At 61.7% G+C, this 23,031-nt stretch carries 21 protein-coding genes and 1 other RNA gene; 9 read left to right on the top strand and 13 right to left on the bottom strand.

All coding sequences use genetic code 11. The annotated features are described in order from the left end of the window. Window positions 1-25: 25 nt before the first annotated feature. From AC1DK3_RS10985 to AC1DK3_RS10935, 11 genes are all read right to left on the bottom strand, one after another. Entirely contained in the window at window positions 26-448 is a 423-nt protein-coding gene (locus tag AC1DK3_RS10985) for a hypothetical protein (protein WP_477192234.1), read from the bottom strand. A gap of 80 nt (window positions 449-528) precedes the next feature. Then, window positions 529-1,464: a methionyl-tRNA formyltransferase gene (gene fmt / locus AC1DK3_RS10980; protein ID WP_477192233.1), complete on the bottom strand. Its 936-nt coding sequence runs from the start codon at window positions 1,462-1,464 to the stop codon at window positions 529-531. 66 nt (window positions 1,465-1,530) lie between these two features. Beyond that, a complete protein-coding gene (gene def, locus AC1DK3_RS10975; protein ID WP_477192232.1) occupies window positions 1,531-2,046 on the bottom strand; it encodes a peptide deformylase in 516 nt (171 codons plus the stop codon). A gap of 31 nt (window positions 2,047-2,077) precedes the next feature. Beyond that, a complete protein-coding gene (locus AC1DK3_RS10970) occupies window positions 2,078-3,064 on the bottom strand; it encodes an NAD-dependent epimerase/dehydratase family protein (RefSeq protein ID WP_477192231.1) in 987 nt (328 codons plus the stop codon). 99 nt (window positions 3,065-3,163) lie between these two features. Then, a complete protein-coding gene (locus tag AC1DK3_RS10965; RefSeq protein WP_477192230.1) occupies window positions 3,164-4,528 on the bottom strand; it encodes an MATE family efflux transporter in 1,365 nt (454 codons plus the stop codon). Between the two features lie 121 nt (window positions 4,529-4,649). After that, a complete protein-coding gene (gene recR / locus AC1DK3_RS10960; RefSeq protein WP_477192229.1) occupies window positions 4,650-5,255 on the bottom strand; it encodes a recombination mediator RecR in 606 nt (201 codons plus the stop codon). A gap of 57 nt (window positions 5,256-5,312) precedes the next feature. Then, window positions 5,313-5,633, bottom strand: a complete 321-nt coding sequence (locus AC1DK3_RS10955) for a YbaB/EbfC family nucleoid-associated protein (protein WP_339081992.1) — start codon at window positions 5,631-5,633, stop codon at window positions 5,313-5,315. Window positions 5,634-5,671: 38 nt separating this feature from the next. Further along, complete coding sequence (locus AC1DK3_RS10950) at window positions 5,672-7,486, bottom strand: DNA polymerase III subunit gamma/tau (protein WP_477192228.1); 1,815 nt, start codon at window positions 7,484-7,486, stop codon at window positions 5,672-5,674. Between the two features lie 133 nt (window positions 7,487-7,619). Then, window positions 7,620-7,715: signal recognition particle sRNA small type (gene ffs / locus AC1DK3_RS10945), an RNA gene on the bottom strand. 102 nt (window positions 7,716-7,817) lie between these two features. Beyond that, on the bottom strand, window positions 7,818-8,729 hold the full coding sequence (locus AC1DK3_RS10940; RefSeq protein ID WP_477192227.1) for a prephenate dehydratase: 912 nt from the start codon (window positions 8,727-8,729) through the stop codon (window positions 7,818-7,820). 27 nt (window positions 8,730-8,756) lie between these two features. Continuing rightward, window positions 8,757-9,491 carry a 3-deoxy-manno-octulosonate cytidylyltransferase gene (locus AC1DK3_RS10935; protein ID WP_477192226.1) on the bottom strand — a complete coding sequence of 245 codons (735 nt, stop codon included), beginning with the start codon at window positions 9,489-9,491 and terminating at the stop codon, window positions 8,757-8,759. A 163-nt stretch (window positions 9,492-9,654) separates the two neighbouring features. On the opposite strand from AC1DK3_RS10935, the gene AC1DK3_RS10930 reads away from it, so the two are divergent. From AC1DK3_RS10930 to AC1DK3_RS10895, 8 genes are all read left to right on the top strand, one after another. Continuing rightward, complete coding sequence (locus AC1DK3_RS10930; protein WP_477192225.1) at window positions 9,655-10,218, top strand: c-type cytochrome; 564 nt, start codon at window positions 9,655-9,657, stop codon at window positions 10,216-10,218. Window positions 10,219-10,396: 178 nt separating this feature from the next. Next, entirely contained in the window at window positions 10,397-12,328 is a 1,932-nt protein-coding gene (locus tag AC1DK3_RS10925; RefSeq protein WP_477192224.1) for an extracellular solute-binding protein, read from the top strand. Next, window positions 12,325-14,232, top strand: a complete 1,908-nt coding sequence (locus AC1DK3_RS10920) for an extracellular solute-binding protein (RefSeq protein ID WP_477192223.1) — start codon at window positions 12,325-12,327, stop codon at window positions 14,230-14,232. Before AC1DK3_RS10925 ends, AC1DK3_RS10920 begins: the two co-directional genes overlap by 4 nt. After that, window positions 14,232-15,353 carry a microcin C ABC transporter permease YejB gene (locus AC1DK3_RS10915; protein WP_477192222.1) on the top strand — a complete coding sequence of 374 codons (1,122 nt, stop codon included), beginning with the start codon at window positions 14,232-14,234 and terminating at the stop codon, window positions 15,351-15,353. The genes AC1DK3_RS10920 and AC1DK3_RS10915 overlap by 1 nt, the downstream gene beginning before the upstream one ends. Window positions 15,354-15,355: 2 nt before the next feature. Next, window positions 15,356-16,570 (top strand): ABC transporter permease, encoded by a 1,215-nt coding sequence (locus tag AC1DK3_RS10910; RefSeq protein ID WP_477192910.1) that lies wholly within the window; start codon window positions 15,356-15,358, stop codon window positions 16,568-16,570. Continuing rightward, window positions 16,570-18,201 carry an ABC transporter ATP-binding protein gene (locus tag AC1DK3_RS10905; RefSeq protein WP_477192221.1) on the top strand — a complete coding sequence of 544 codons (1,632 nt, stop codon included), beginning with the start codon at window positions 16,570-16,572 and terminating at the stop codon, window positions 18,199-18,201. The genes AC1DK3_RS10910 and AC1DK3_RS10905 overlap by 1 nt, the downstream gene beginning before the upstream one ends. 15 nt (window positions 18,202-18,216) lie before the next feature. Then, window positions 18,217-18,849: a glutathione S-transferase family protein gene (locus AC1DK3_RS10900; RefSeq protein ID WP_477192220.1), complete on the top strand. Its 633-nt coding sequence runs from the start codon at window positions 18,217-18,219 to the stop codon at window positions 18,847-18,849. An 88-nt stretch (window positions 18,850-18,937) separates the two neighbouring features. Further along, window positions 18,938-19,387, top strand: coding sequence for a hypothetical protein (locus AC1DK3_RS10895; RefSeq protein ID WP_477192219.1), 450 nt, complete (start codon window positions 18,938-18,940; stop codon window positions 19,385-19,387). 10 nt (window positions 19,388-19,397) lie between these two features. Here the strand turns inward: AC1DK3_RS10895 and AC1DK3_RS10890 are convergent, their stop codons facing one another. Both AC1DK3_RS10890 and AC1DK3_RS10885 read right to left on the bottom strand, forming a co-directional pair. Then, a complete protein-coding gene (locus AC1DK3_RS10890; protein ID WP_477192218.1) occupies window positions 19,398-20,294 on the bottom strand; it encodes a C40 family peptidase in 897 nt (298 codons plus the stop codon). Continuing rightward, complete coding sequence (locus tag AC1DK3_RS10885; RefSeq protein WP_477192217.1) at window positions 20,291-21,712, bottom strand: leucyl aminopeptidase family protein; 1,422 nt, start codon at window positions 21,710-21,712, stop codon at window positions 20,291-20,293. The genes AC1DK3_RS10890 and AC1DK3_RS10885 overlap by 4 nt, the downstream gene beginning before the upstream one ends. Before the next feature lie 233 nt (window positions 21,713-21,945). On the opposite strand from AC1DK3_RS10885, the gene AC1DK3_RS10880 reads away from it, so the two are divergent. Next, the gene (locus AC1DK3_RS10880) at window positions 21,946-22,896 is read left to right on the top strand and encodes a tetratricopeptide repeat protein (RefSeq protein ID WP_477192216.1); all 951 of its coding nucleotides are present in this window, start codon (window positions 21,946-21,948) and stop codon (window positions 22,894-22,896) included. Window positions 22,897-23,031: the final 135 nt, after the last annotated feature.

Raw genomic sequence — 23,031 nt, 5'->3', positions numbered from 1 at the left:
TATCGTCGAGTGTCACGTCGATGCGCTAATGCGCCGGTTGAACCGCGTGCGGCTTGCCGTGATGACCCGGATGCAAGCCCCCGCGCGGTCCGCCGATACGATAGAAACCCGGCCGCCACTGCACAGCCCGGCCCCAGGCAGGTGCGTGGTAGAGCCCATCGCCCGTGTAGACATTCCCGCCGCCATCATAGATCGCCGGCGAGCGCCGCCCGTAGATGTTCGTCTCGCTGATGCTGAGCGACAACGGAACCCGATCGGGGTTGATGACGACGTAGCGATCCGGCGGCAACGGGCGATAGACGTGAACGCCATGTTCGAGCGTTACGACGGCGCCGTAGTAAGGACGCGTCTCGATCCGGGTCGTGAAGCTATCGGCACTCGCTGACGCTGCCAGCGCGCACATCGCCGAACCGCAGGCTGCTAGACGAAGCGCAAACTTTGAAAGCACGGCTGGTTCTCCGGACCGAGGAATCACTCGCGAAGATTAACCGCACGCCGCGAAAGTCTCAGAGCCTTTCACGCCTATGATTAACAGGCGAGACGTAACCCCGCCGCGAGCCGTGTGCCGCGAAGGAAGTCCGCCGCAGCCATCGGTTGCTTTCCCGCCCGCTGCAATCTTTCGACGCGAATGGCGCCCGTCCCGCAAGCAATCGTCAGATTGTCGTCGATGAGCGTGCCCGGCTCGGCCTTACCGTCGGCCGCCGTCGCCGTCAGCACCCTGATCCGTTCGGCCTTGCCGCCAATTGTGATCTCGAACCACGCACCGGGGTACGGTGAAAGCCCGCGAACGTGATTGATGACTTCGCCAGCCGGGCGCGAGAAATCGATACGCGTCTCGCCCTTGCCGATCTTGGCGGCATAGGTCGCGCCCTCGGCCGGCTGCGGCACGCAGTCGATCTCACCCGCCTCGATCTTGGCGAGCGCTTCGACCATCAGCGACGCACCGAGCTTAGACAGCTCGTCGTGCAACTCTCCGGCGGTCATGCTGCCAGAAATGGGAACGTCTCGGCCGAGGCAGACCGGCCCCGTGTCGAGCCCCTGCTCCATCCGCATGATGTTGACGGCCGTCACCTTGTCGCCCGCCATGATCGCGCGCTGGATCGGCGCAGCCCCGCGCCATCGCGGCAGCTTCGAAGCATGAACGTTGAAACAGCCGAGCCGCGTCGCATCGAGAACCGGCTTCGGCAGCAGCAGACCGTAGGCGACGACCACGGCCACGTCGGCGTTCAACGCCGCGAAGGCCTCGCGATCCCCATCGTTTTTGAAGTTCACCGGCGTCCGGACTTCAATTCCAAGCTCTTCGGCACGGCGTTGAACGGGCGATTTGACTTCCGCCATGCCGCGCCCCGCCGGCCGCGGCGGCTGGCTGTAGACCGCGACAACGCGATGTCCGGCCGACGCGATCGCATCGAGCACCGGCACCGAGAAATCAGGTGTCCCCATGAAGACGATATTGAGCGGCATGTCGCCCGTTTATGTTGGCGCGTACGACTGCCCTGAAGGCCCAGCCGGCCGCACGCGCACCAGAGTTCAGTCTCCGCCGGTTCTGACCTGCTTCTTGAACTTGCGGATGATGATGTCGCGCTTCAGCCGCGAAAGGAAATCTATGATCAGCTGTCCGTCGAGATGATCGATCTCGTGCTGAATGGCCGTGGCAAGCAAGCCGTCCGCCTCGAGCTCCTGCTCTTTGCCGTAGCGGTCGATGTAGCGCACGGTCACCGTCGACGGCCGCTCGATCTCGACATGCACATCCGGAATGGAAAGACAGCCCTCTTCATGCACCCGGGTCGTCTGCCCTATGGCGATGAGTTCCGGGTTTGCCATGGCGATCGGCCTCGGGGCCTCTTTGTCCTCCGCCGCGTCGATGACGACGACCCGCTTTAGGATGCCGACCTGAACGGCGGCAAGTCCAACGCCCGGCGCGTCGTACATAGTCTCGAGCATGTCGTCCATCAGCTTGACGACGGCATCGTCCACGCGCTCGACAGGATCGGAGATCTTGCGCAGCACGGGATCAGGAATGGTGATTATCGGAAGAACAGCCATGAGGCTGACATATGAAAGCCCGCAGCGCCGGTCAATGGCGTGCGGCTCTATACCGTGGAGGTTTTGGCCGCTCGGAGCTGGGGCCGGCCCGCGCCGACGCTGCAAGCGCCCCCATCGTCTCCTCTGGCGGGGCCCATCCGATCCGCCTGAGGCGCACGGCATCGACGACGAGATCGCCCGTCAGCCGGTCCGCGAAATGCGGCTTTCCGACCATCCGAAGCAGCGCCACGAGGGACCCTTCCGGAACCGGCAGGAGCATTTCAGGCCGCCCGGCGCCCCGGCGTAACGCCCGAATGATCTCCGCTATTGTTAACGGCGCCGGGTCGGCCACAATGAATGTCGCGTTCTCGGCCGTTTGGGTTTGCAGCACATACTGAATGGCACTGAGCAGATTGCCGATACTGAGCAGCGACCGGCGAGCCTTGAGCGCCGCGAATGGCAGCGGCATCGGCAAAGCGGCAAGCCGCATCAACGTCGCCATATTGCCCCTGACGCCGCCGCCGTAGACGAGCACGGGGCGAAGCACGGTCCAATGTGTCGGCGATCCCTCGAGCATCTTCGCAAGGATCCCCTCGGCCGCGAGCTTCGACCGGCCATAGGCGTCCGTCGGCGTCGGAAACGTCGTCTCGGTGACGACGCCCGGATGCGTCGCACCCACTTGCGCGCGAATGGAGGACATCAGCACGAACCGCTTCACGCGCGCCGCGCGGGCCGCCCGGGCAAGCTGGCGAGTTGCATCAACATTTATCGCCGCGTAGGCCGCATCGGGCAAATTCGTGCGGGCATGAGACAAACCGGCCGCATGCACCACCGCATCGACACCCCGAACCAGAAATTCGGCGGCGAACGATCGCGACATGTCGCCGACGGCCACACCCTCGACCCGCGGACTGTCGAAGACGATCGGCTGGCGCGACGCCGCGCGGACGCTGTAGCCGCGGTCGGCAAGCATCCGGACCACCTGCTGGCCGATGAAGCCAGATGCGCCGGTGACGAGAATGCGCTGCGCAATGCCCACGCCGGTTCCCCCGTATGCAAATCCCTGAGCCCAATCGGCTCAATAGGACGTCCCCGGACGATCTAGAAACTGCGTCGCGGAAAAGCGCAACGACGAAGCCTAAAGCTTCAGCGTTTCCCCAACCCGGGCGATCAGCCTGTATCCTGCTATTATGGCAATCAAACCGAACGCGACGCCGCCGATCATATTTCCAGCCAGCACGCCTTCGGCCCCGTAAAACTTGCCGCCGAGCAGCACGAACGGCACGGTTCCGACGGTCGCCCGCCCCCAATTCAACAGCGTCGAGAGATGGGCGCGACCGAGCGTATTGAATACCGCGTTGGTGATGAAAACCGTGCCGAGAAAAACGAACAGCGGCGACAGCCAGCGACAGAAAAAGACGATCAAATCGCGCGCCTCCGGTCCCGCCTTGAAGAGACTGGCGAGCGGATGGGCGACGAGTGCCAGAATGAGCCACGCGAGGCCCGTGAACGCCGCCATCGTCAACAGCGACAGCGTGAACACGTCCCGCATTCGTGACGGCGAGCGGGCGCCGAAATTCTGGCCGAGAATGGGCCCCACGGTGCCTGAGAGGGCGTAAATCGCCCCGAACGCGACCGGCGTAATGCGCCCGATGATGGCCCACGCCGCAACCGCGGCGTCGCCATAGGCCGATATCGCGAGCGTGATGTAACCGTTCCCGACCGCCGGCGCGATATTGGTCAGCACCGCAGGGCCCGCGATAAGACAGAAGGGCGAAGCATCTTGCTTGAGCGTTGCGATTTTCGGCCGCCCCATCAGGTCGTGAACCGAGATGACGCCGTAGAGGCCGACGCCCATGATCACGATGCGCGCCAGCAACGACGACAGCACCGCGCCCTCGAGGCCCATTCCGAAATGCACGATGAAAATGAGGTCGAGGATCGTGTTGACGATGGCGCCCGACAACGTGACGTGCATAGCGCGGCGCGCGTCCCCGACCGAACGCAGCACAGCCGCCGACGTCATGCCGAGCGACAGGAGAGGCAGCGTCGGCACCAGGACGACGAGATAGAAGCTCGCCAGTTCGAGCGTGCGGCCGGTCGCGCCCAGAAGTTCGAGCAGAGGCCGAATGGCAAACCAGATCGCAACGCTGGCGGCCGCTGAAAATAGAAATGAGAGTACATGCACATTCGCCGACAACCGGCGTGCGCGAACGCGTCTGCGGGCACCCAGCGCCGGGGCGATCAGCGACGTCGCGGCAATCGACAATCCTATGCCGATCGACGTCGAAAAGAAGAGGATGGAACTCGCATATCCGACCGCGGCGACGATCGCTTCATCGCCAAGGCGCGACAGAAAATAGATATTTGCGAGGTCGCCGATGAAGATCGCCATCAACCCGACGGCGCCTGCCGTCGTCATCGACAGAATGTGGCGCAGGAGCGACCCGGTGACGAACTTCGGACCTTCCCCACCCCGCCGGACGATTTCGACTTCCGCCATTCGCTTGGCTCTCTCAACCACTTCCCATCGTCATCCCCGCGTAGGCGGGGATCCGTCCAAGCAAGAGGTCGTTACTGTGGGCCTGGATAGATCCCGGCCTTCGCCGGGATGAGGGAGGCACCTACAGTTTGCGCCGGGCTTTGAACGCGGCGGCGAGCGTACCATCGTCGAGATAATCGAGTTCGCCGCCGATCGGAACGCCTTGCGCAAGGCGCGATACCGTAACGTCCGCCGACACGAGTTGATCCGAAATAAAATGCGCCGTCGATTGGCCCTCGACGGTGGCGTTGAGCGCGAGCAGAATTTCTTTGACGTCCGGTGATTGCGCCCGCCCCACGAGGCTCGCAATGTTGAGCTTGTCCGGGCCGACGCCGTCGAGTGGCGACAGATGCCCGCCGAGCACGTGATATTGCGCGAAGACGACGCCCGCACGTTCGAGCGCCCACAGATCGCCAACTTCCTCGACGACCACGATCAAGCTCGTATCGCGGCGCGGATCGGCGCAGATGCTGCACGGCGAAACCGTATCGAGATTTCCGCACACCGGACATTCGGCGATTTTCGCGATGGCCTGCTGCAAAGCTTCCGATAGAGGAACGAGCAACTCGTTCCGCCGCTTGAGCAGCGACAGCACCGCCTTGCGCGACGAGCGCGGCCCAAGGCCCGGCAACCGCGCCAGCAGCTGCACGAGGCGCTCGATTTCAGGGCCTGCGGTTTTGCGAGACATTCAGTGCGATGCCGGGAGAGCCGATGCGATGATGAGACCTCGCAGGTCTTCGAGTTTCTAGAAAAGCTTCATGCCTGGCGGCAACGGAAGCCCGCCGGTGATCTCGGCCATCTTGTCCTGCATGGCCGTATCGACCTTGCTGCGCGCGTCCACCGCCGCGGCGACGATCAGATCTTCGAGGATCTCGACTTCGTCCGGCTTCATCAGGCTCGGATCGATCCGCACGCGTTTCACTTCGCCTTTGCCGTCGACGGTCAGATGCACGAGACCGCCGCCCGACTGGCCCTCATGCTCGGCCTTGGCGAGATCGTCCTGCATCTCTTTCAGGCGAGCCTGCATCTGGCCCACCTGCTTCATCATTCCCATAATGTCTTTCATATCGTCCTCGCGGCAACACGCCGTAATCGGCTCAAGCTTTAGACGGCTTCACTCTCGCTGTCCGTATCAGTCTCACGGCCGGCGATTCGCCGCACCTCGGCGATCTTCGCATCGGGAAACGCTTCGAGCACGGCACGCACCGCCGGATGCGCTTTCAGCGATTCGAGTTCGGCCGCTTCGCGTTGTCTGCGCACGGCGCCGACGGCCGGAGCACCGGCTTCTTTCGAAAGCAAAACAACCCAGCGCCGGTTCGTCCAGGCATTGAGTTTCTCGCGCAGCTCGTTGGGAAGCTCCGGAGGCGCCTCGGGAAAAAGAAACAAATCGATCGATCCCGCGGCCGCATCGAATTTCACGAGGCTCACATGATCTTCGAGATGGATCGTGAGCTTCACATCGCGCTTCGCGCTCGCAAGCGCGATGACCTCGTCGAACGAACGCGGATTGGCGAGAGGAAAAGCACTCGGACTTTCTCCGTCGTCTTCGTCATCGCCGATCGGTTCGCCGTCGTCGAACTCGAATGCGTCCCCCGCCTCGTCGTCGAAGCTTTCGGCAACCGGGGTGCTAGCGCGCGAATTGAGCGGCTGACGCTGGTCGCCAGTGCTGCCTCCGTCGCCCGCGGGAAGAGCCTGACGACGCGCCGGCACGGCGCCGCCACCCAGCGCACGGATCAATTCGTCCGGCGTCGGCAGATCCGACGTGTACGCAAGGCGAATGAGAACCATCTCGGCTGCCACGCGCGGATTGGGCGCCCGCGCCGTTTCCTCGAAACCTTTGATGAGCATCTGCCAGGCGCGCGACAGGTACGGCATCGAAAGCCGCCCGCCGAGATCCTTCAGCCGGGCTTTTTCTTCCGCCGTCAGGCCTTCGCCCGCAGGCTCTCCGCCCACGGCTTTGACGCGCGCGATCGCGTGCACGGATTCGGCAAGGTCCGATATGATCTCGGCCGCCTCGGCACCATCACGATGCAGCGACGACAGCGCTTGAATCGCGCCGGCGACATCGCCGCGGAACAGACATTCGGCGAGATCGAAAATGCGTGCACGGTCGGCAAGACCGAGCATGTCGCGCACCTTCGCGGCGGTCACATGCCCCTCGCCCATCGCGATGGCCTGATCGAGAATGGAAAGCCCGTCGCGAACCGAGCCCTCGGCCGCACGCGCGATCAGCTGCAAGGCATCCGCATCGGCGCTCGCACCCTCGGCGCCGACGATTTTCTGAAAATGTTGGGCAAGCACCGGCTGCTCGACACGGCGCAGATCGAACCGCTGACAGCGTGACAGCACGGTCACGGGAACCTTGCGGATTTCCGTCGTCGCGAAGATGAAGCGGACGTGCGCCGGCGGCTCTTCAAGCGTCTTCAGGAGCGCGTTGAACGCCCCCTTCGACAGCATGTGAACCTCGTCGATGAGGAAGACTTTCGTGCGCGCTACGAGCGGCGTGTACTGCGAGCTCTCGATGATTTCGCGAATGTTGTCGACGCCGGTGTTCGACGCGGCGTCCATTTCGAGCACGTCCGGATGACGGCCCTCCATGATGTCTTTGCAGTGAACGCCGAGACCCGGCATGTCGATCGTCGGCTTGTCGTAGCCGGGCGCTTCGTAATTGAGCGCGCGCGCCAGAATTCGCGCCGTCGTCGTCTTACCGACGCCGCGCACGCCGGTCAGCATGTAGCCTTGAGCGATCCGCCCCGACGCAAAGGCGTTCCGGAGCGTCGTCACCATGGCCGACTGCCCGATCAGATCGTCGAACGTCGCCGGACGGTACTTCCGCGCCAGGACGACATAAGGCTTCGCGGGCTCTGAGCCGCCAGAAGCCTCGACGCCGTCCGACGCATCTGATTTTTTCTTTGCCATGATCCCTGAGCCAACTTTCGCCCGAAGGGCGAGGGAGCAAGGCGACCCGCGCCAAGACTCGTGTAGGAGACCGCGCCCCTGCGGAGAGCGCCGGATCGCCCTTGCGATCCGAATTGCGCTCGTGAGCGAATAAAAAGGAGGCTGGCGAACGACCCGACTTCTGATCGTTAGGGCTGCTTCCTTCCGGACCTGACCCGGTTGGCGACGAATTCGTCCGTCACCAACCTCCCGCTCCTATAATGGGCCGGGCAGCCGAAAAGTACAACCCTTCGGAAGATCAAGGATTTAACTCATCCTCGAAATTCTGAGGTGCCTCGATGTCCTCTGCCCGTCAGCCTGGGCGCTTGATCGGCACGAGGCCGTTCGCGGCGAGTTCGCGGGCTTCCTTCCGGTATCGGCTCGCCGGATACGTGCCGAAAATTTTCGTCTGCGTCGAGAAGAACGAGAGCTCTTCCAGCGCCAACTGAACGGGCCTGTCGACCGGGTGGCCTTCGATATCGGCGATGAACATCGTCGCGTTGAAGGTGCCCTCTTCCTGATAGCTCTCGAGCTTCGTCATGTTGACGCCGTTCGTCGCAAACCCCCCGAGCGCCTTGTAGAGGGCCGCCGGCACGTTGCGGACACGGAAGAGGAACGTGGTCATGACGGGGCCGTTTCCAGGCTCCGCGTCGTCCGGGTCCTTCGCCAGAATGACGAACCGCGTCGTGTTGTGCTCCTGATCCTCGACGTCGCTCTTCAGGATCTTCAGGCCGTAGATTTCGGCGGCAAGCCTCGACGCGATGGCGCCCGTTGTAACGTCGTCGCTTTCCGCAACGAGACGCGCGGACCCGGCGGTGTCGGCTTCCGGAACGGGTTTCAGGCCGAGCATGCGCAGCGTATTCCGGCACTGGCCGAGCGCCTGCGTGTGGCTCATGACTCGCTTGATCGTCGACATGCTGGCTTCGGGCTTCGCCATCAGCTGGTGGCGTACCCGCAGAAAGTGCTCGCCGACGATATAGAGACCGGCATCGGGCATCAGATGATGGATGTCGGCGACGCGCCCGGCGACGGAATTTTCGACCGGGATCATCGCGTACTGCGCTTCCCCCGTTTTGACCGCCGCCAAGGCGTCCTCGAACGTCGGATAGGCGACGCTTTCGGAATCTGGATAAGCTTCGCGCGCCGCCAGATGCGAATTCGCCCCCGGCTCACCTTGGTACGAGATTTTGCCGGCGCCGAGCTCGGAGCCTGATTGATTTGTCATAGCCTGTCGATTGTCCGGGAGAAGATGCTAAGGCGTGATGAGGCGGCGGGCGCGCTCAAGGTCGGCGGGAGTATCGACACCGAGAGGAACGGTGTCAACGATAGCGACGTCGATGCGCATTTGAGCCTCAAGTGCCCGTAATTGTTCAAGTTTTTCGCGTTTCTCGAGAACCGCTGGAGGCAGCCCGACGAAGCGTTCGAGACTGTCGCGGCGATAAGCGTAAATCCCGATGTGATGAAAGAGCGGCCCCTCGCCGTGAGGCGCGGTCGCGCGCGTGAAATAAAGCGCCCGGAGCCGGTTCTCGCCGATCGGCGTCCCGACGACCTTGACGACGTTCGGATTGTGACGCTCCTCGTCATCGGAAATGAGCGCGGCAAGCGTCGCGATATCCGTTTCACCCGACGCGAGCGGCGCGACGCAATCCGATACGAGCCGCGGATCGAGCGTCGGCAGGTCGCCCTGCAGATTGACGATGATCTCCGCTTTCCGCGCCGGATCGACCTTGGTGACGGCCTCGTGGATGCGATCCGAGCCCGATGCGCAATCGGCCCGCGTCATGACGGCCTCGCCGCCGGCCGCCTTCACAGCCTGTAAAATCTCGGTGCTATCGGTCGCGACGACGACGCGACCCGCATTCGCGTCGACCGCGCGCTGCCAGACGTGGACGATCATCGGCTTTCCATGAATGTCCGCGAGCGGCTTGCCGGGAAGCCGCGTCGCCTGCATCCGCGCCGGTATGAGGATGAGAGTTTCTTGGGCCACTGCGGTGAGTTCTTTTGTTCGGTGACAAATTGCCACGATATCGCTATCGACATTCAAAAAACGTCGACGTGCGTGCGGGGCGGACGAGCTTATATACCGCAAATCGATCTCGTCACCTTGAATTGCGCGTGCCTAGGGGAAGCCGAAGAGGGAGCGAAGATAAATGGACAGTTTCGAGTTCACGAAGATAGCGGGCGCTGTGCTGTCGGCGCTGCTTTTGATTTTCGGAGTGAAGACAGCGATCGACATGAACATCGGGCATACGCCCGAAAAGCCCGGATTCGTGCTGCCGGCTGCAGCACCAGCTGCCGAGGCCGCGACATCGAAGGAAAGCGCCGCGGAAGCCGCGCCCGCAGCTGGCGGCGGCGGTGAAGAAGTCGTCGCACTCCTGGCGAAGGCAAATCCCGAAAACGGCAAGGCCATATTCAAGAAATGCCAGGCCTGCCATGTGTCCGAAAAAGGCAAGGCGGCGACCGTTGGTCCGAACCTGTGGGACGTCGTTAATCGCCCGAAGGCGAGCTTCCCCGGTTTCAGCTATTCTGAAGCCATGAAGTCCAAGGGTGGCAACTGGTCGTTCGAAGAACTTGCGCATTTTCTCCATGGGCCCAAAACCTTCGTTCCGGGCACCAAAATGGTGTTCAAGGGCCTCCCCACCGCGTCTGATGAAGCAGACGTAATTGCCTATCTGGCGACGCTTGCAGATACCCCCGTTCCACTGCCAAAATGACGGCGTTTTAACTCGCTAAGAACGGAAAACTTTGCGACCCTGCCGGGCACTTGGCGGGGTCGTTTCATGTCCGGCTTATCTCCGGCCAGGCGGCCTTATTCCCCGGGGCGCCGAAGCTATGTTAACGCGCCATGTTGAGCTGTCATTGCAAGCGAGAGTTGGAAGGACGAATTCAAATATGCAGATGCGCCTGACGCCGTTCATGGTTGCCGCGCTGGCGTTCTTGAGTTTCTGGCCGAACCTGGCAAGTGCGGACGAATCTCAGTGCCGCAACGCCATGTCTCTCGTCGGCGAGCCGAAATACGGACCCGACTTCAAAAATTTCGATTGGGTCAATCCCGACGCGCCGAAGGGCGGGACCGTGCGCCAATGGGCAAACGGCACCTTCGACACGCTGAACCCATTCTCCGACAAAGGCGTCAAGGCCGCGGGACTCGGACTGTTGTACGACAGCCTGTTCACGCCGAGCCTTGACGAGCCCTCAACGCAATACGCGCTCATCGCCGAGTGCGCGTCCTATCCGGATGATTTTTCCTCGGTGACTTTCAAGCTCCGCCCCGAAGCGAAATTTCAGGACGGCCAACCCATCACGCCTGAAGACGTGATCTTCTCGTTCGACGAGTTCAAGAAGGTCAATCCGTTCTACGCGTTCTACTACAAGAACGTCGTAAAGGCCGAAAAGACCGGCGATCACGAGGTGAAGTTCACGTTCGACAAGGCTGGCAATCGTGAGTTGCCGATGATTGTCGGCGAGCTGAACGTCGTGCCGAAGCATTACTGGGAAGGCAAAGCCGCCAACGGCAAGCAGCGCAGTCTCGCCGAGACCACTGTCGAGCCGCCGCTCGGCAATGGCCCCTACAAAATCAAGTCGGTCGATACGAGCCGCAAGATCAGCTACGAGCGCGTCCCCGACTACTGGGCGAAAGATCTGCCCGTAATGCGCGGACAGCAGAATTTCGACACTCTCGAATTCACGTATTATCGCGACCGCACGCCCGCCTTCGAAAACTTCAAGACCGGATCCCTCGACGTGTGGGGCGAGAACCAGGCAGCAGCCTGGGCGACGCAGTACAATTTCGACGCCCTGAAGAAGGGCCTCGTGAAAAAGGAAGCGATCCCGGTCAAGCGCGTCGCGCCGATGCAGGCATTCGTCTTCAATCTCCGCCGCCCGCAATTCCAAGACCCGCGTGTGCGCCAGGCGTTCAACCTGCTTTTCAATTTCGAGGAAACCAACAAGAAGCTGTTCTTCGACCTCTATCAGCGGGTTGATAGCTACTTCGCCAATTCCGATCTGGCGGCAACCGGCCTGCCACAGGGCCGCGAACTCGAAATCCTGAACGAAGTAAAAGACGAGGTCCCGCCGGAAGTCTTCACGACCGAATGGAAGAACCCGGTCAACGCCCAGGAAGGCGATTACCGCAAGCATCAGCAGGAGGCTCTGAAACTTCTCGAAGCCGCAGGCTGGAAAATCAGGAGCGAAGCAGTCGACGATCCGTCGTGCGGCACCTGGTGCAAGATCAAGAAGACGATCGGCCTTTCATCGGGCTCGACTGCGCGCGCCCTTCGCAACGATAAGGGCGAGCAGATGACGGTCGAATTCCTGATCAATGGCGATACGTTCGAACGGATCATCCTGCCTTACGTGAAAGACCTTTCCGCTCTCGGCATCAAGGCGACCGTGCGTAACGTCGACGATGCGCAGTATAAGCAGCGCGAAGACAATCGCGACTTCGACATCATAGTCGACACGTTTGCCCAGTCGAACTCGCCCGGCAACGAGCAGCGGGATTTCTGGGGCTCGGCATCGGCCGACAAGCCGGGCAGCCGCAATACGGCCGGCATCAAGAACCCCGCAGTCGACAAGCTCGTCGACAAGATCGTGTTCGCAAAGGATCGCGACGATCTCGTTGCGGCAACCCACGCGCTCGACCGCGTGCTGCTGTGGAATAACTACGTCGTGCCGCACTGGAATTATCCCTACGAACGCCTCGCCTACTGGGACATCTTCGGACGCCCGGCGAAATTGCCGTCGCAGACAGCGGGTCTGACACAGGTCTGGTGGTCCGACGCCGACAAGGCGAAGGCCGTTCAAGCCGCGAAGGGAAAATGAGCCGCGTGCCAGGATCTCACTCAGCTCGAAAGACCACGCTTCTCCCGGTGACGTTCTTCACCGCGCTGGCGCTGCTGTTCTCCGTGTCATGCGCGAGGATCGCAAGCGCCGAACCGCGGCATGGTCTCTCGGTTTTCGGCGAGCTTAAATACCCGGCGGATTTCCAGCACTTCGACTACGTCAATCCGGATGCGCCAAAGGGCGGCCGCATGGTGACGTCGGGAACCGGCGGCGCCAACACGTTCGACACGTTGAACCAGTTCATCCTGAAAGGCGACGCCGCCCAGGGCCTCGACTCCATGTTCGATGCCTTGATGGTGCGCGCGCAGGACGAGCCCGATGCCGTCTATGGCCTCGTCGCCAAGTCGGCCGACGTAGCACCCGACAAAATGTCGGTGACGTTCAAGCTGCGCCCCGAAGCGAAATTCTACGACGGGTCGCCGCTGACGGCCGAAGACGTCGTCTTTTCCTTCGGCATCTTGAAGGAAAAAGGTCATCCCGCGATCTCGATGACGCTGCACGACGTCGTCTCAGCGGAAGCGCTCGATAAGGAAACGGTGCGCTACACATTCAAGGGCAACTTGGTGCGCGATCTGCCGATCATCGTCGCGCAGCTCCCCGTTCTGTCGAAGGCCTATTACACCACTCAGCCGTTCGAAGAGACGTCCCTGAAGCCGCCGCTGGGCTCCGGGCCCTACAAGATCAAAAGCTTCAATCCCGGCACCGACATCACCTACACGCGGCGCGAGGATTATTGGGCGAAGGATCTGCCCGTAAACAAGGGCCGCTATAACTTCGACGAGGTTCGCTACGACTATTATCGCGACCGCAACATCGAACTAGAGGCGATAAAGTCGGGCAACTTCGACCTCCGCGAGGAGTTCTCGAGCATCAGCTGGGCAACCGGTTACGAGATTGCCGCCGTCCGCGAAGGGCGGCTGCTCAAGGCGTCGCTGCCGGATGATCGCCCGTCCGGGGCGCAGGGCTATTTCCTCAACACCCGCCGCGACAAGTTCAAGGACCCGCGCGTTCGTCAGGCGCTCGATCTCGTTTTCGATTTCGAATGGTCGAACAAGAAATTGTTCTACGGGCTCTACAAGCGCACGACGAGCTACTTCGAAAATTCCGACATGAAGGCGACGGGGAAGCCGAGCCCTGAAGAGCTGGCGCTGCTCGAGCCCTACAAAGATAAACTTGCGCCCGAAGTCTTCGAAGAACCCTATACGCCGCCGGTGACTGACGGCAGCGGCAACAACCGCGACAACCTGAAGAAGGCCCGCGATCTTCTCATCGCCGCGGGCTGGAAACCCGGCTCCGATAATTTCTTGCACAACGACAAAGGCGAACGGCTGACGATCGAATTCCTCGACTTCGAGGCGATGTTCGAACGCATCACCGTTCCCTACACGGAAAACTTGAAGCGCATAGGCGTCGATGCCTCGTGGCGGCTCGTTGATCCTGCCCAATATGAGCGGCGCGTGAAGGCGTTCGATTTCGATATCGCGACCCAGCGATATTCCTTGCGGCTGACGCCCGGCATCGAGATGCGCAGCTATTGGGGGGCGGAGGCTGCCAAGACCGACGGCTCGTTCAACCTCGCCGGCATATCCGATCCCGTTATCGATGCCCTCGTCGACAAAGTTGTCGCAGCGAAATCGCGGGCCGAGTTGGTCACAGCGACGCGCGCCATTGATCGCGTGCTCCGTGCAGGTCATTATTGGGTTCCGCACTGGTATAAGGCGTCGTACTCGATAGCGTATTGGAACAAATACGCGCGACCTGCCGTGCAGCCCAAATATGATGCAGGCATACTCGATACGTGGTGGTACGATCCGGCAAAGGCCGCAGCGTTAAGCTCCGGTAAGCCGACCGCTCAAACTCAGGAACAACCGGCAAAGCCCTGATGGCTGTTTATCTTTTAAAACGCATACTGCTGGTCATCCCGACTCTGCTCGGGATCATGCTGTTCTCGTTCATCATCATCCAGTTCGCTCCCGGCGGACCGGTCGAGCGCATGATCGCCGAGTTGACAGGGCAATCGTCCTCGATCGTCAGCCGCATGGGCGGCGGTGGTGGCGACACCCTCGGCGGCGGAGCCATGAGCAATCAGCTCGGCGTCGGTGGCGGCGATTCCATCACCTCGAAATATCGTGGCGCCCAGGGGCTCGATCCCGCTTTCATCAAAAGTCTCGAGAAGCAGTTCGGCTTCGATAAGCCCGCCTACGAACGCTTCTACCTGATGATGAAGAACTTCCTGACGTTCGATTTCGGCAAGAGCTATTTCCGCGACGTCTCGGTACTGGAGCTGATCAAGGAGAAGCTTCCGGTTTCGATCTCGCTCGGCATCTGGATGACGCTGCTGACCTATCTGATCTCGATCCCGCTCGGCATCCGCAAGGCCGTAAAGGACGGCGAGCCCTTCGATACGTGGTCGAGCGCGGTCCTCGTGATCGGCTACGCGATACCGGGGTTCCTGTTCGCTGTCCTTCTGCTCATCCTGTTCGCGGGCTCGCAGTTCCTCCACTGGTTCCCGTCGCGCGGCCTGTTCTCCGATAACTGGGATCAGCTGTCGACGTTCGGCAAAGTCACCGACTATCTATGGCACCTCGTGCTGCCGATGATCGCGATGGCCGTCGGCTCGTTCACCGCGATGACGTTCCTGACCAAAAACTCGTTCCTCGACGAGATCCGTAAGCAATACGTTGTAGCGGCGCGCGCCAAGGGCCTGACCGAAAGCCAGGTCCTTTACGGCCACGTCTTCCGCAACGCCATGCTGCTCGTCATCTCGGGCTTTCCGGCAGCCTTCATCAGCGCGTTCTTCTCGGGCGCGCTCCTGATCGAAACGATCTTTTCGCTTGACGGTCTCGGCCTTCTCTCGTTCGAGAGCATCGAAAAGCGCGACTATCCCGTCGTGTTCGCGTCGCTCTACATCTTCTCGCTCGTCGGCCTGTTCGTCGGCATCCTGTCGGACTTCGTCTATACCCTCGTCGATCCTCGCATCGACTTCGAGACGCGCGAGGTATGACGATGGATCAACGGGCCGATCGCGCATCAGGCGCCACTGTATCCCCGGAAGCGGCACCCGCGAAATCGCGCCTTGAGCGCCTGCGGCAGCGCTTCCGGCTGTCGCCTGTCAACCGCCGCCGCTGGGACCGGTTCAAATCTCATAAGATCGGCTATCGCTCGTTCATCATCTTCACGTTCCTGTTCGTCGCCTCGCTCTTCGCCGAGTTCATCGCCAACGACCGCCCGCTGATCGCGAGCTACAAGGGCGAAATCCTGTTTCCCGTTCTCGTCGATTATCCTGAAGAGAAGTTCGGCGGCTTCCTCGCCGTGACCGACTACAGGACGCCCGACATTGCGAACGAGATCAACGCCAACGGCTGGATGCTGTGGCCGCCGATCCGGTATTCCTATTCGACGATCAACAAGGATTACCCGGGCCGCATCGGCGAAAGCGGCGTCTGCCTCGGCTATCCGGCGCCACCTCCATGGGCAACGTCCCTCAAGCTCTGCCCCGCACCGCCCGACCAGCTCGCGCGCTACGAGGAGCTTGGAAACACCAATTGGCTCGGCCTCGACGATCAAGGGCGAGACGTGCTCGCGCGCGTGATCTACGGCTTCCGTATTTCCGTCCTGTTCGGCCTGATCTTGACGATCGTCTCGTCCGCAGTCGGCGTTGTTGCCGGCGCCGTGCAAGGCTACTTCGGCGGCCGTGTCGATCTCATATTCCAGCGCCTGCTCGAAGTCTGGAACTCGATTCCGGAACTGTTCGTGCTGCTCATCATATCGTCGCTCTTCGTGCCGGGATTCTGGACGCTGCTCGGAATTTTGATGATCTTCAGCTGGACGTCTCTCGTCGGCCTCGTCCGTGCCGAATTCCTTCGTGGCCGCAACCTCGAATACGTCCGCGCCGCGCGCGCGCTCGGCCTTTCCGACTGGCAGATCATGTTCAAGCACTTGCTGCCGAACGCCATGGTCGCGACTCTGACGTTCCTGCCGTTCAAGCTTTCGGGCGGCATCGCGGCCCTGACCGCGCTCGACTTCTTAGGGCTCGGCATGCCGCCCGGCTCACCCTCGCTCGGCGAGCTTCTGCTGCAAGGCAAGAAGCACCTCGAAGCGCCGTGGCTCGGCATATCGGGCTTCATCGCCGTCTCTATCATCCTGTCGCTCGCGATCTTCATGGGTGAAGCCGTGCGCGACGCACTCGATCCGCGAAAGACCTTCAGGGGCAAGAGTTGATGTCAGCCGGAACGCCTCTCGTCGATGTTCGCAATCTGTCTGTCGCTTTCGGCGACGGCGCCGAAGCGGTGCGCGTTGTCAAAGGTGTGTCGTTCACGGTCGGCAAGGGTGAGACGGTCGCGCTTGTCGGCGAATCCGGCTCCGGCAAGACCGTCTCCGCAATGTCGATCCTGCGCCTGCTTCCCAATTCCGCCTCCCATCCAACGGGCGAGATTTTGTTCGAGGGGAAGGACATCCTGAAGATGAACGCGGCCGAGCTTCGCGCGATCCGCGGCCAGCGCATCTCCATCATCTTCCAGGAGCCGATGACGACGCTCAACCCGCTTCACACCATCGAGAAGCAGGTCGGCGAGATCATCAAGCTGCATCAATCGCTATCGGATGACAAAACCCGCGAACGCGTCCTTGAGCTTCTGAAGAAGGTCGGCATTCGCGAGCCCGAAAAGCGGCTCGGCGCCTATCCGCATCAGCTGTCCGGCGGCCAGCGTCAGCGCGTGATGATCGCGATCGCACTCGCCAATAAGCCGGACCTGCTGATCGCCGACGAGCCGACGACCGCCCTCGACGTGACGATCCAGGCGCAAATCCTCGAGCTTCTGAAGTCGCTGCAAAAAGAAATGGGCATGGCGATGCTGCTCATCACACACGACCTCGGCATCGTCCGCCGCATGGCTGAGCGCGTCTACGTCATGCGTCACGGCGAGATCGTCGAAACGGGACCGGCGGAAGAAGTCTTCACGGAGCCGAAGCATCCCTACACGCGCCATCTCCTCGAAGCCGAACCCAAAGGAATGCCACCCACGACCGACACCACGCGGCCCGTGGTCGTCGAGACCGACAACCTCAAAGTCTGGTTCCCCATCAAGCAGGGATTGCTTCAGCGGACGGTCGATTACGTGAAAGCCGTCGACGGGTTGTCGATGAAGCTCAGAGCCGGTGAAACCTTGGGCGTCGTCGGCGAATCCGGTTCCGGCAAGACGACGCTCGGCCTCGCCATTTTGCGTCTGCTTTCATCCGACGGACCGATCGCTTACGTCGGCAAGCGCATCGACGGCTTGACGAACAAGCAGATGCGCCCGCTCCGCAAGGAAATGCAGATCGTCTTCCAAGATCCCTACGGTTCTCTCTCGCCGCGCCTCACCGTGGGCCAGATCATCGAAGAAGGACTGACGATTCAAAATCCCGAGCTTGATGACCACCAGCGCCGGGAACGCGTAAGCGCTGCACTGACCGAGGTCGGTCTCGATCCGACGTCCCAAGACCGCTATCCGCATGAATTCTCAGGCGGCCAGCGCCAGCGCATCGCGATCGCACGCGCCATGGTTCTGCAGCCGAAATTCGTCATGCTCGACGAACCGACGAGCGCGCTCGACATGAGCGTGCAAGCCCAGATCGTCGATCTCCTGCGCGACCTGCAGACGAGGCACGATCTCGCCTACCTGTTCATCAGCCACGATCTGAAAGTCGTGCGCGCGCTTTGCAACTACGTCATCGTCATGAAGAACGGCAAGGTCGTCGAAGAAGGCCCCGCGCGCGACATCTTTGAAAAGCCGAAGGACGAGTATACCAAGGCGCTTCTCGCGGCCGCATTCGACCTCAAAGTCGCCCACAGGGGAGCGCTCGCGAGCTGAACAGGGAGGCCGAAAATGGCAACGCCTAAGCTCGTTCACTACCACGCGCCACAAACACGCTCCTTCGCGATCCGCTGGCTGCTTGAGGAACTTGGCTCCCCGCCTCACGAGCTCAAAGTGCTCAACATGAAAAAGGGCGAGCACAAAACTCCGGAATTCCTCGCCATCAATCCGATGGGAAAAGTGCCGGCCATCGCGCACGGCGATGCGCTCGTGACCGAAGTCGGCGCCATTGCGATCTACCTCGCCGATCTCTTCCCGGAAGCGCAACTCGCGCCCGTCATCGGCGATACGGCCCGCGGCACGTATCTCAGGTGGATCGTTTTCAATCACGGCGCCATCGAACCCGCCATCGCCGACCGCTGGCGGAAGATCGAGCCATCGATGGCCTCTGCAATGAGCTACGGAACGTACGACGACACAGTCAACGCATTGGTCGGCGCGGTCAGCGGTGGTTCGTATATTCTTGGTGAACGATTCTCTGCCGCCGACGTCGTAATTGGTTCTGCGGTCCGCTGGATGACGCTGTTCAAGCTGCTGCCCGAAAAGCCTGAATTCGCGAGCTATATCGAGCGCCTGACGAGCCGTCCTGCATTCAAAAGCGCAATGGCGAAGGACGAAGAGCTGGTCCGCGCGCTGGCTTCCTGAAAAGCGGAGTGTCACCGCGGCGTGCTTTCGGAACCCCCGGGATCAGCTATCCTGGGGTTCCGAATCGCCGATGCGAGATCCATCGATAATGCTTCCCAATGATGTCTTCCGGGACCGCCTCGAGCGGACACTCGTCGATCTCGAAGCGTGGGCCAAGGCAACGGCCGATTGCGCCGAAATCGGCATCGCCGCTTCCGAGCGCTATTGGCGAATGGTCGTCGTCCCGAATGCCGATCTCGCCTGCCCGTTCGAGCTGATGATCAAATCCGATCAGAAATTTGGATTGAAGCTCGCAGCTGAAACCTACGAGGACCGCCCCGTCGAGCGGTTCGATTTGTTCCCGGCCCTCGTTCGAGCGATAGAGGCCGGCCGCGTCGACGAGATCGAAATATTCAATGCCATGACGGACGCGCTCGTCGGTGTCGCGATGCGCGTCGAACTGGCGCCCGGCTGGGACTGGATCGGCGACCGGCGGATCGCTCCGCCGACGCCGGCCGAAGAATGGCGAACACGCCGCTTCCTCCCGTATCGCCGCTGAATAGCGACGATTAGAACGACGGCGCGTGACCGGCGAGCCGCTTGATTGCCGAGATATGGCTGCCGGATTTTGCGATCCGTCGCGCGGCCTCGGACAGCGGCTCGACCGCGACCACCATGTGATAGGCGTTGGCGTGAATGAACATCACGCCGTCAAGCATGATACCGACGTGCCCCTTCCAGAACACGAGGTCACCGCGCGCCAACCCTTCGAGATCTTCGGAGACGAGAACATTGTCGCCAAGCTCCGCCTGCTGCATATCGCTATCGCGCGGCGCCGGAATGCCCGCAGCCTGTAGCGCCGTCTGCACAAGGCCCGAACAGTCGATTCCGACGCGCGTGCGGCCACCCCAGAGATACGGCGTACCGATGAAGCGTTCGGCGATTTCCGCATAATCGCGCACAAAGCGATCTTTCACCGAAGCGTGCCGCGCGTAAATGAAACCGCCACCCTCGAGTTCGAGAAATCGATCGTCGCCGCCAATCACCGCAATCGGCGTGTTGAGTGCGAGGTGCATGATCGGCGGCGACTTGATGTCGGGTGCGCCGTAAAGAAATGTGCCGAGCGTCTGCACGCGATGAGTTGGACGTATCGCGCCGCGCGCGATCGTGTCCGAGCGCAGATAGCCGACGTATCCGTCGCGCGCCAGCTGAACCCACGCCCAGCCGTTGGCATCGTCGAAGATTGTCAGGCTCTCGCCGAACAAAACCTCGGTTTCGAAACCGCATGACGGATCAGGTTTCTTGCGAAGCGGCACCGTGGAACGCACGACAAAGCCGGGCTCTCCGGTGACGTAACGCTCGGCGCGAACCACGCCCTCGAGCGACTTCGCCGCGAGATCCGGACGAAAAACGTTGCGGCGCGGATCGAGTGCGCCTGCGGTCCGTTGCGAAACTCCAGTGGTCACGAGGTCAGCTCTCGCCTCAGTTGTTCCATCACTGCGCGGGCCGTCTGCGGCTCCCCGCCCTTCGGGCCAAGGGGCCGAGCCGCCGGTCGCCACCCATATAGGTCGAAGTGGGCGAAACGGCGAGCCCGGGTGACAAAGCGCTTCAGAAACAACGCCGCGGTAATGGCGCCGGCGAATGGCGATTCCCAGACGTTGTTCATGTCGGCGATATCGCTGTCGATATGACGGCGGTAACCATCCCAAAGCGGCAGATTCCACAACGGATCGCCGATAGAGGCGGCAAGCGGCGGCAGGCTGCGCGCCAGTTCGTCGTCATTCGTGAAGAACGCAGGCAAGTCCGGCCCGAGTGCCGTTCGCGCCGCGCCGGTCAACGTTGCGAACACGAAGATGCTGTCGGGCTCGTCCGCGTCGGCGAGCGCCAGCGCGTCGGCGAGCACAAGCCGCCCTTCGGCGTCCGTATTGCCGATCTCGACGCTGAGACCGAGACGGCTCGCGATCACATCGCCCGGCCGGAAGGCATCGCCGCCGATCGAATTTTCAGCTGTCGGGATCAGCACGCGGAGCCGGCATTTGAGGCCCTGCCCCATGATCATGTGCGCGAGCGCCAACGCCGTCGCGGCGCCGCCCATGTCCTTCTTCATCAGAAGCATTCCGCTCGCGGGCTTGATGTCGAGACCGCCGGTATCGAACGTGATGCCCTTGCCGACGAGCGTGATCTTCGGCGCGCCGGCTGGGCCCCAGCTCACGTCGATGAGACGCGGCTGCCGCGGGCTCGCCCGGCCGACGGCATGAATGAGAGGGAAGTTCTCCGTCAACAGGTCGTCGCCGGTAGTCACGGAAATATCGGCCCCGTGGCGCTCGGCAAGAACACGCGCGATGGCTTCGATATCCGCAGGCGCCATATCCGACGCGGGCGTGTTGATCAGATCCCGGCCGAGCCAGACGGCTTCGGCAGTATTGATGATGCGATCGGATCCCGCATTGGCGAGCCGCAGCTTGGCGCGGCTGCCATTCTTGTCTTTCTTCAGGTAGCGCGAAAACGAGTAGGCACCGAGAGACCAGGCCAATGCGGCAAGATCGGCGTGCCCCAGCTCCGAAGCGAAGCGATACGTTCCCGCCGGCAAGCCTGAACCCAAAAGCCCGGCAAGCAATTCGGATGGGCCACTCGGTTCCCCCTGCTGGCCGTTGCCGATCCCGAGCGCGACGGACGCGATGTTTCCATCCGCGCCCGGAATGAGAACGGTGCGCTTGGCGTTCCCTGAAAACTTCTGCGCCTTGAGCCACGCGCGCTGAACATCGTCGAGCGAGCCGATGGCATCGACGCCGTCGGACGGCACGAAATGAACAGGGATGTCGTCAGTGGCCGCAGCGCCGAGTGCAAATGTTTCCGCCGCTGCCCAGGCTGTCGTCTCGACCATTCGTCTCACACTCCACTGCGTTGCATTCATTCAATAGAGTCGCGCGCCGGCTGCAACTGCCCAGTGCTGCCGTGGCTGCCGGGGGGCGCCAGAGCACAAACCTTTTCAGCGATTGCACTGCTTATACAGGTCTGGGGCAAAACTTAAGCGTTTGTTGACCCATGCCTCAGAAACTGACGGTCTCGCAAAGATTCGCCAGGGGAACGGCGAATCAATCCCCGACGGAGACTTTCATGACGCGTTTTGAGCACCCCCTGCCATGTGTAGTGCTGCGGCCCCGGCGCCTCGGCACCCTCGCGGCCCTGACCGCGAGCCTGCTCTTGGGGGCCTGCTCCGCGTCAACCGATCTGTTGCCGAGCATCGCCATGAAGCCGAACGATACCAAGACGGCTGATGCCGGTCCGTCGTCTCCACAAAACGAGTTGCAGAAGGCCACGATCTACTGGGGCAACGAGTACAACAAGAAGCCGAGCGAGCTTCGCCCGGCCCTCAACTATGCAAAAAATCTGAAAGCCCTCGGCGAAAAGGACAAGGCTCTCGCCGTCCTTCAACAAGTCAGCGTCCTTCACGGCAACAATCCGGAAGTCGCCAGCGAATACGGGCGCCTCGCGCTCGAAATGGATCAAGTCGGCGTCGCCAATCAGATGCTGACGATGGCCGACGACCCGACGAAACCAGATTGGCGCATCGTCTCGGCACGCGGCACGGTCATGGCGAAGCAGGGCAAGTACACCGAGGCTATCCCATTCTATGAACGCGCATTGACGCTTTCACCCAACAATCCGACCGTCACGAACAACCTCGCGATGGCTTATGCGATGAACGGCGATCCGAGGAAGGCCGAAGGTCTGCTCCGCCAGGCGGTATCCTCGTCCGGAGCGACACCGAAAATTCGCGAAAACCTCGCGCTCGTACTGGGTCTCCAGGGCCGCTACGACGAATCGAAAGCCATCGCCTCCGGCGTCCTCAACACTGATACCGCATCCGCCAACGCGGCTTACCTGAAGCAAATGGTGAAGATCGAACCGACGACGGCCATGCCCGACGCGAACAGCTTTGCCGCCAATACGTCGGTCAGCGCGGCGGCTCCCGTCCAGAAGGCAGCGGCGACGGCCGGTTCTCTGCCTGTTACGCAAGGCGTCTGGCAAACGAGCACCGACGAGCCGCTGCCGGTCACGCACTGACCTCGAGCGGCAACTACAAAAATCGACAGTCGACGCACTATCAGCCGGCCAATTGCGCCGGCTGTTCGCGTTCGCGCGTCCACTCTGCGTCATAAAAAAAGCCCCGGCCACCGATGGGGCCAGGGCCAACGCGAC

It is taken from the genome of Hyphomicrobium sp. 01T421 (assembly GCF_056398805.1).
The sequence above is the reverse complement of the archived record's forward strand: the minus strand, read 5'-3'. Positions and strand labels throughout refer to the sequence as shown.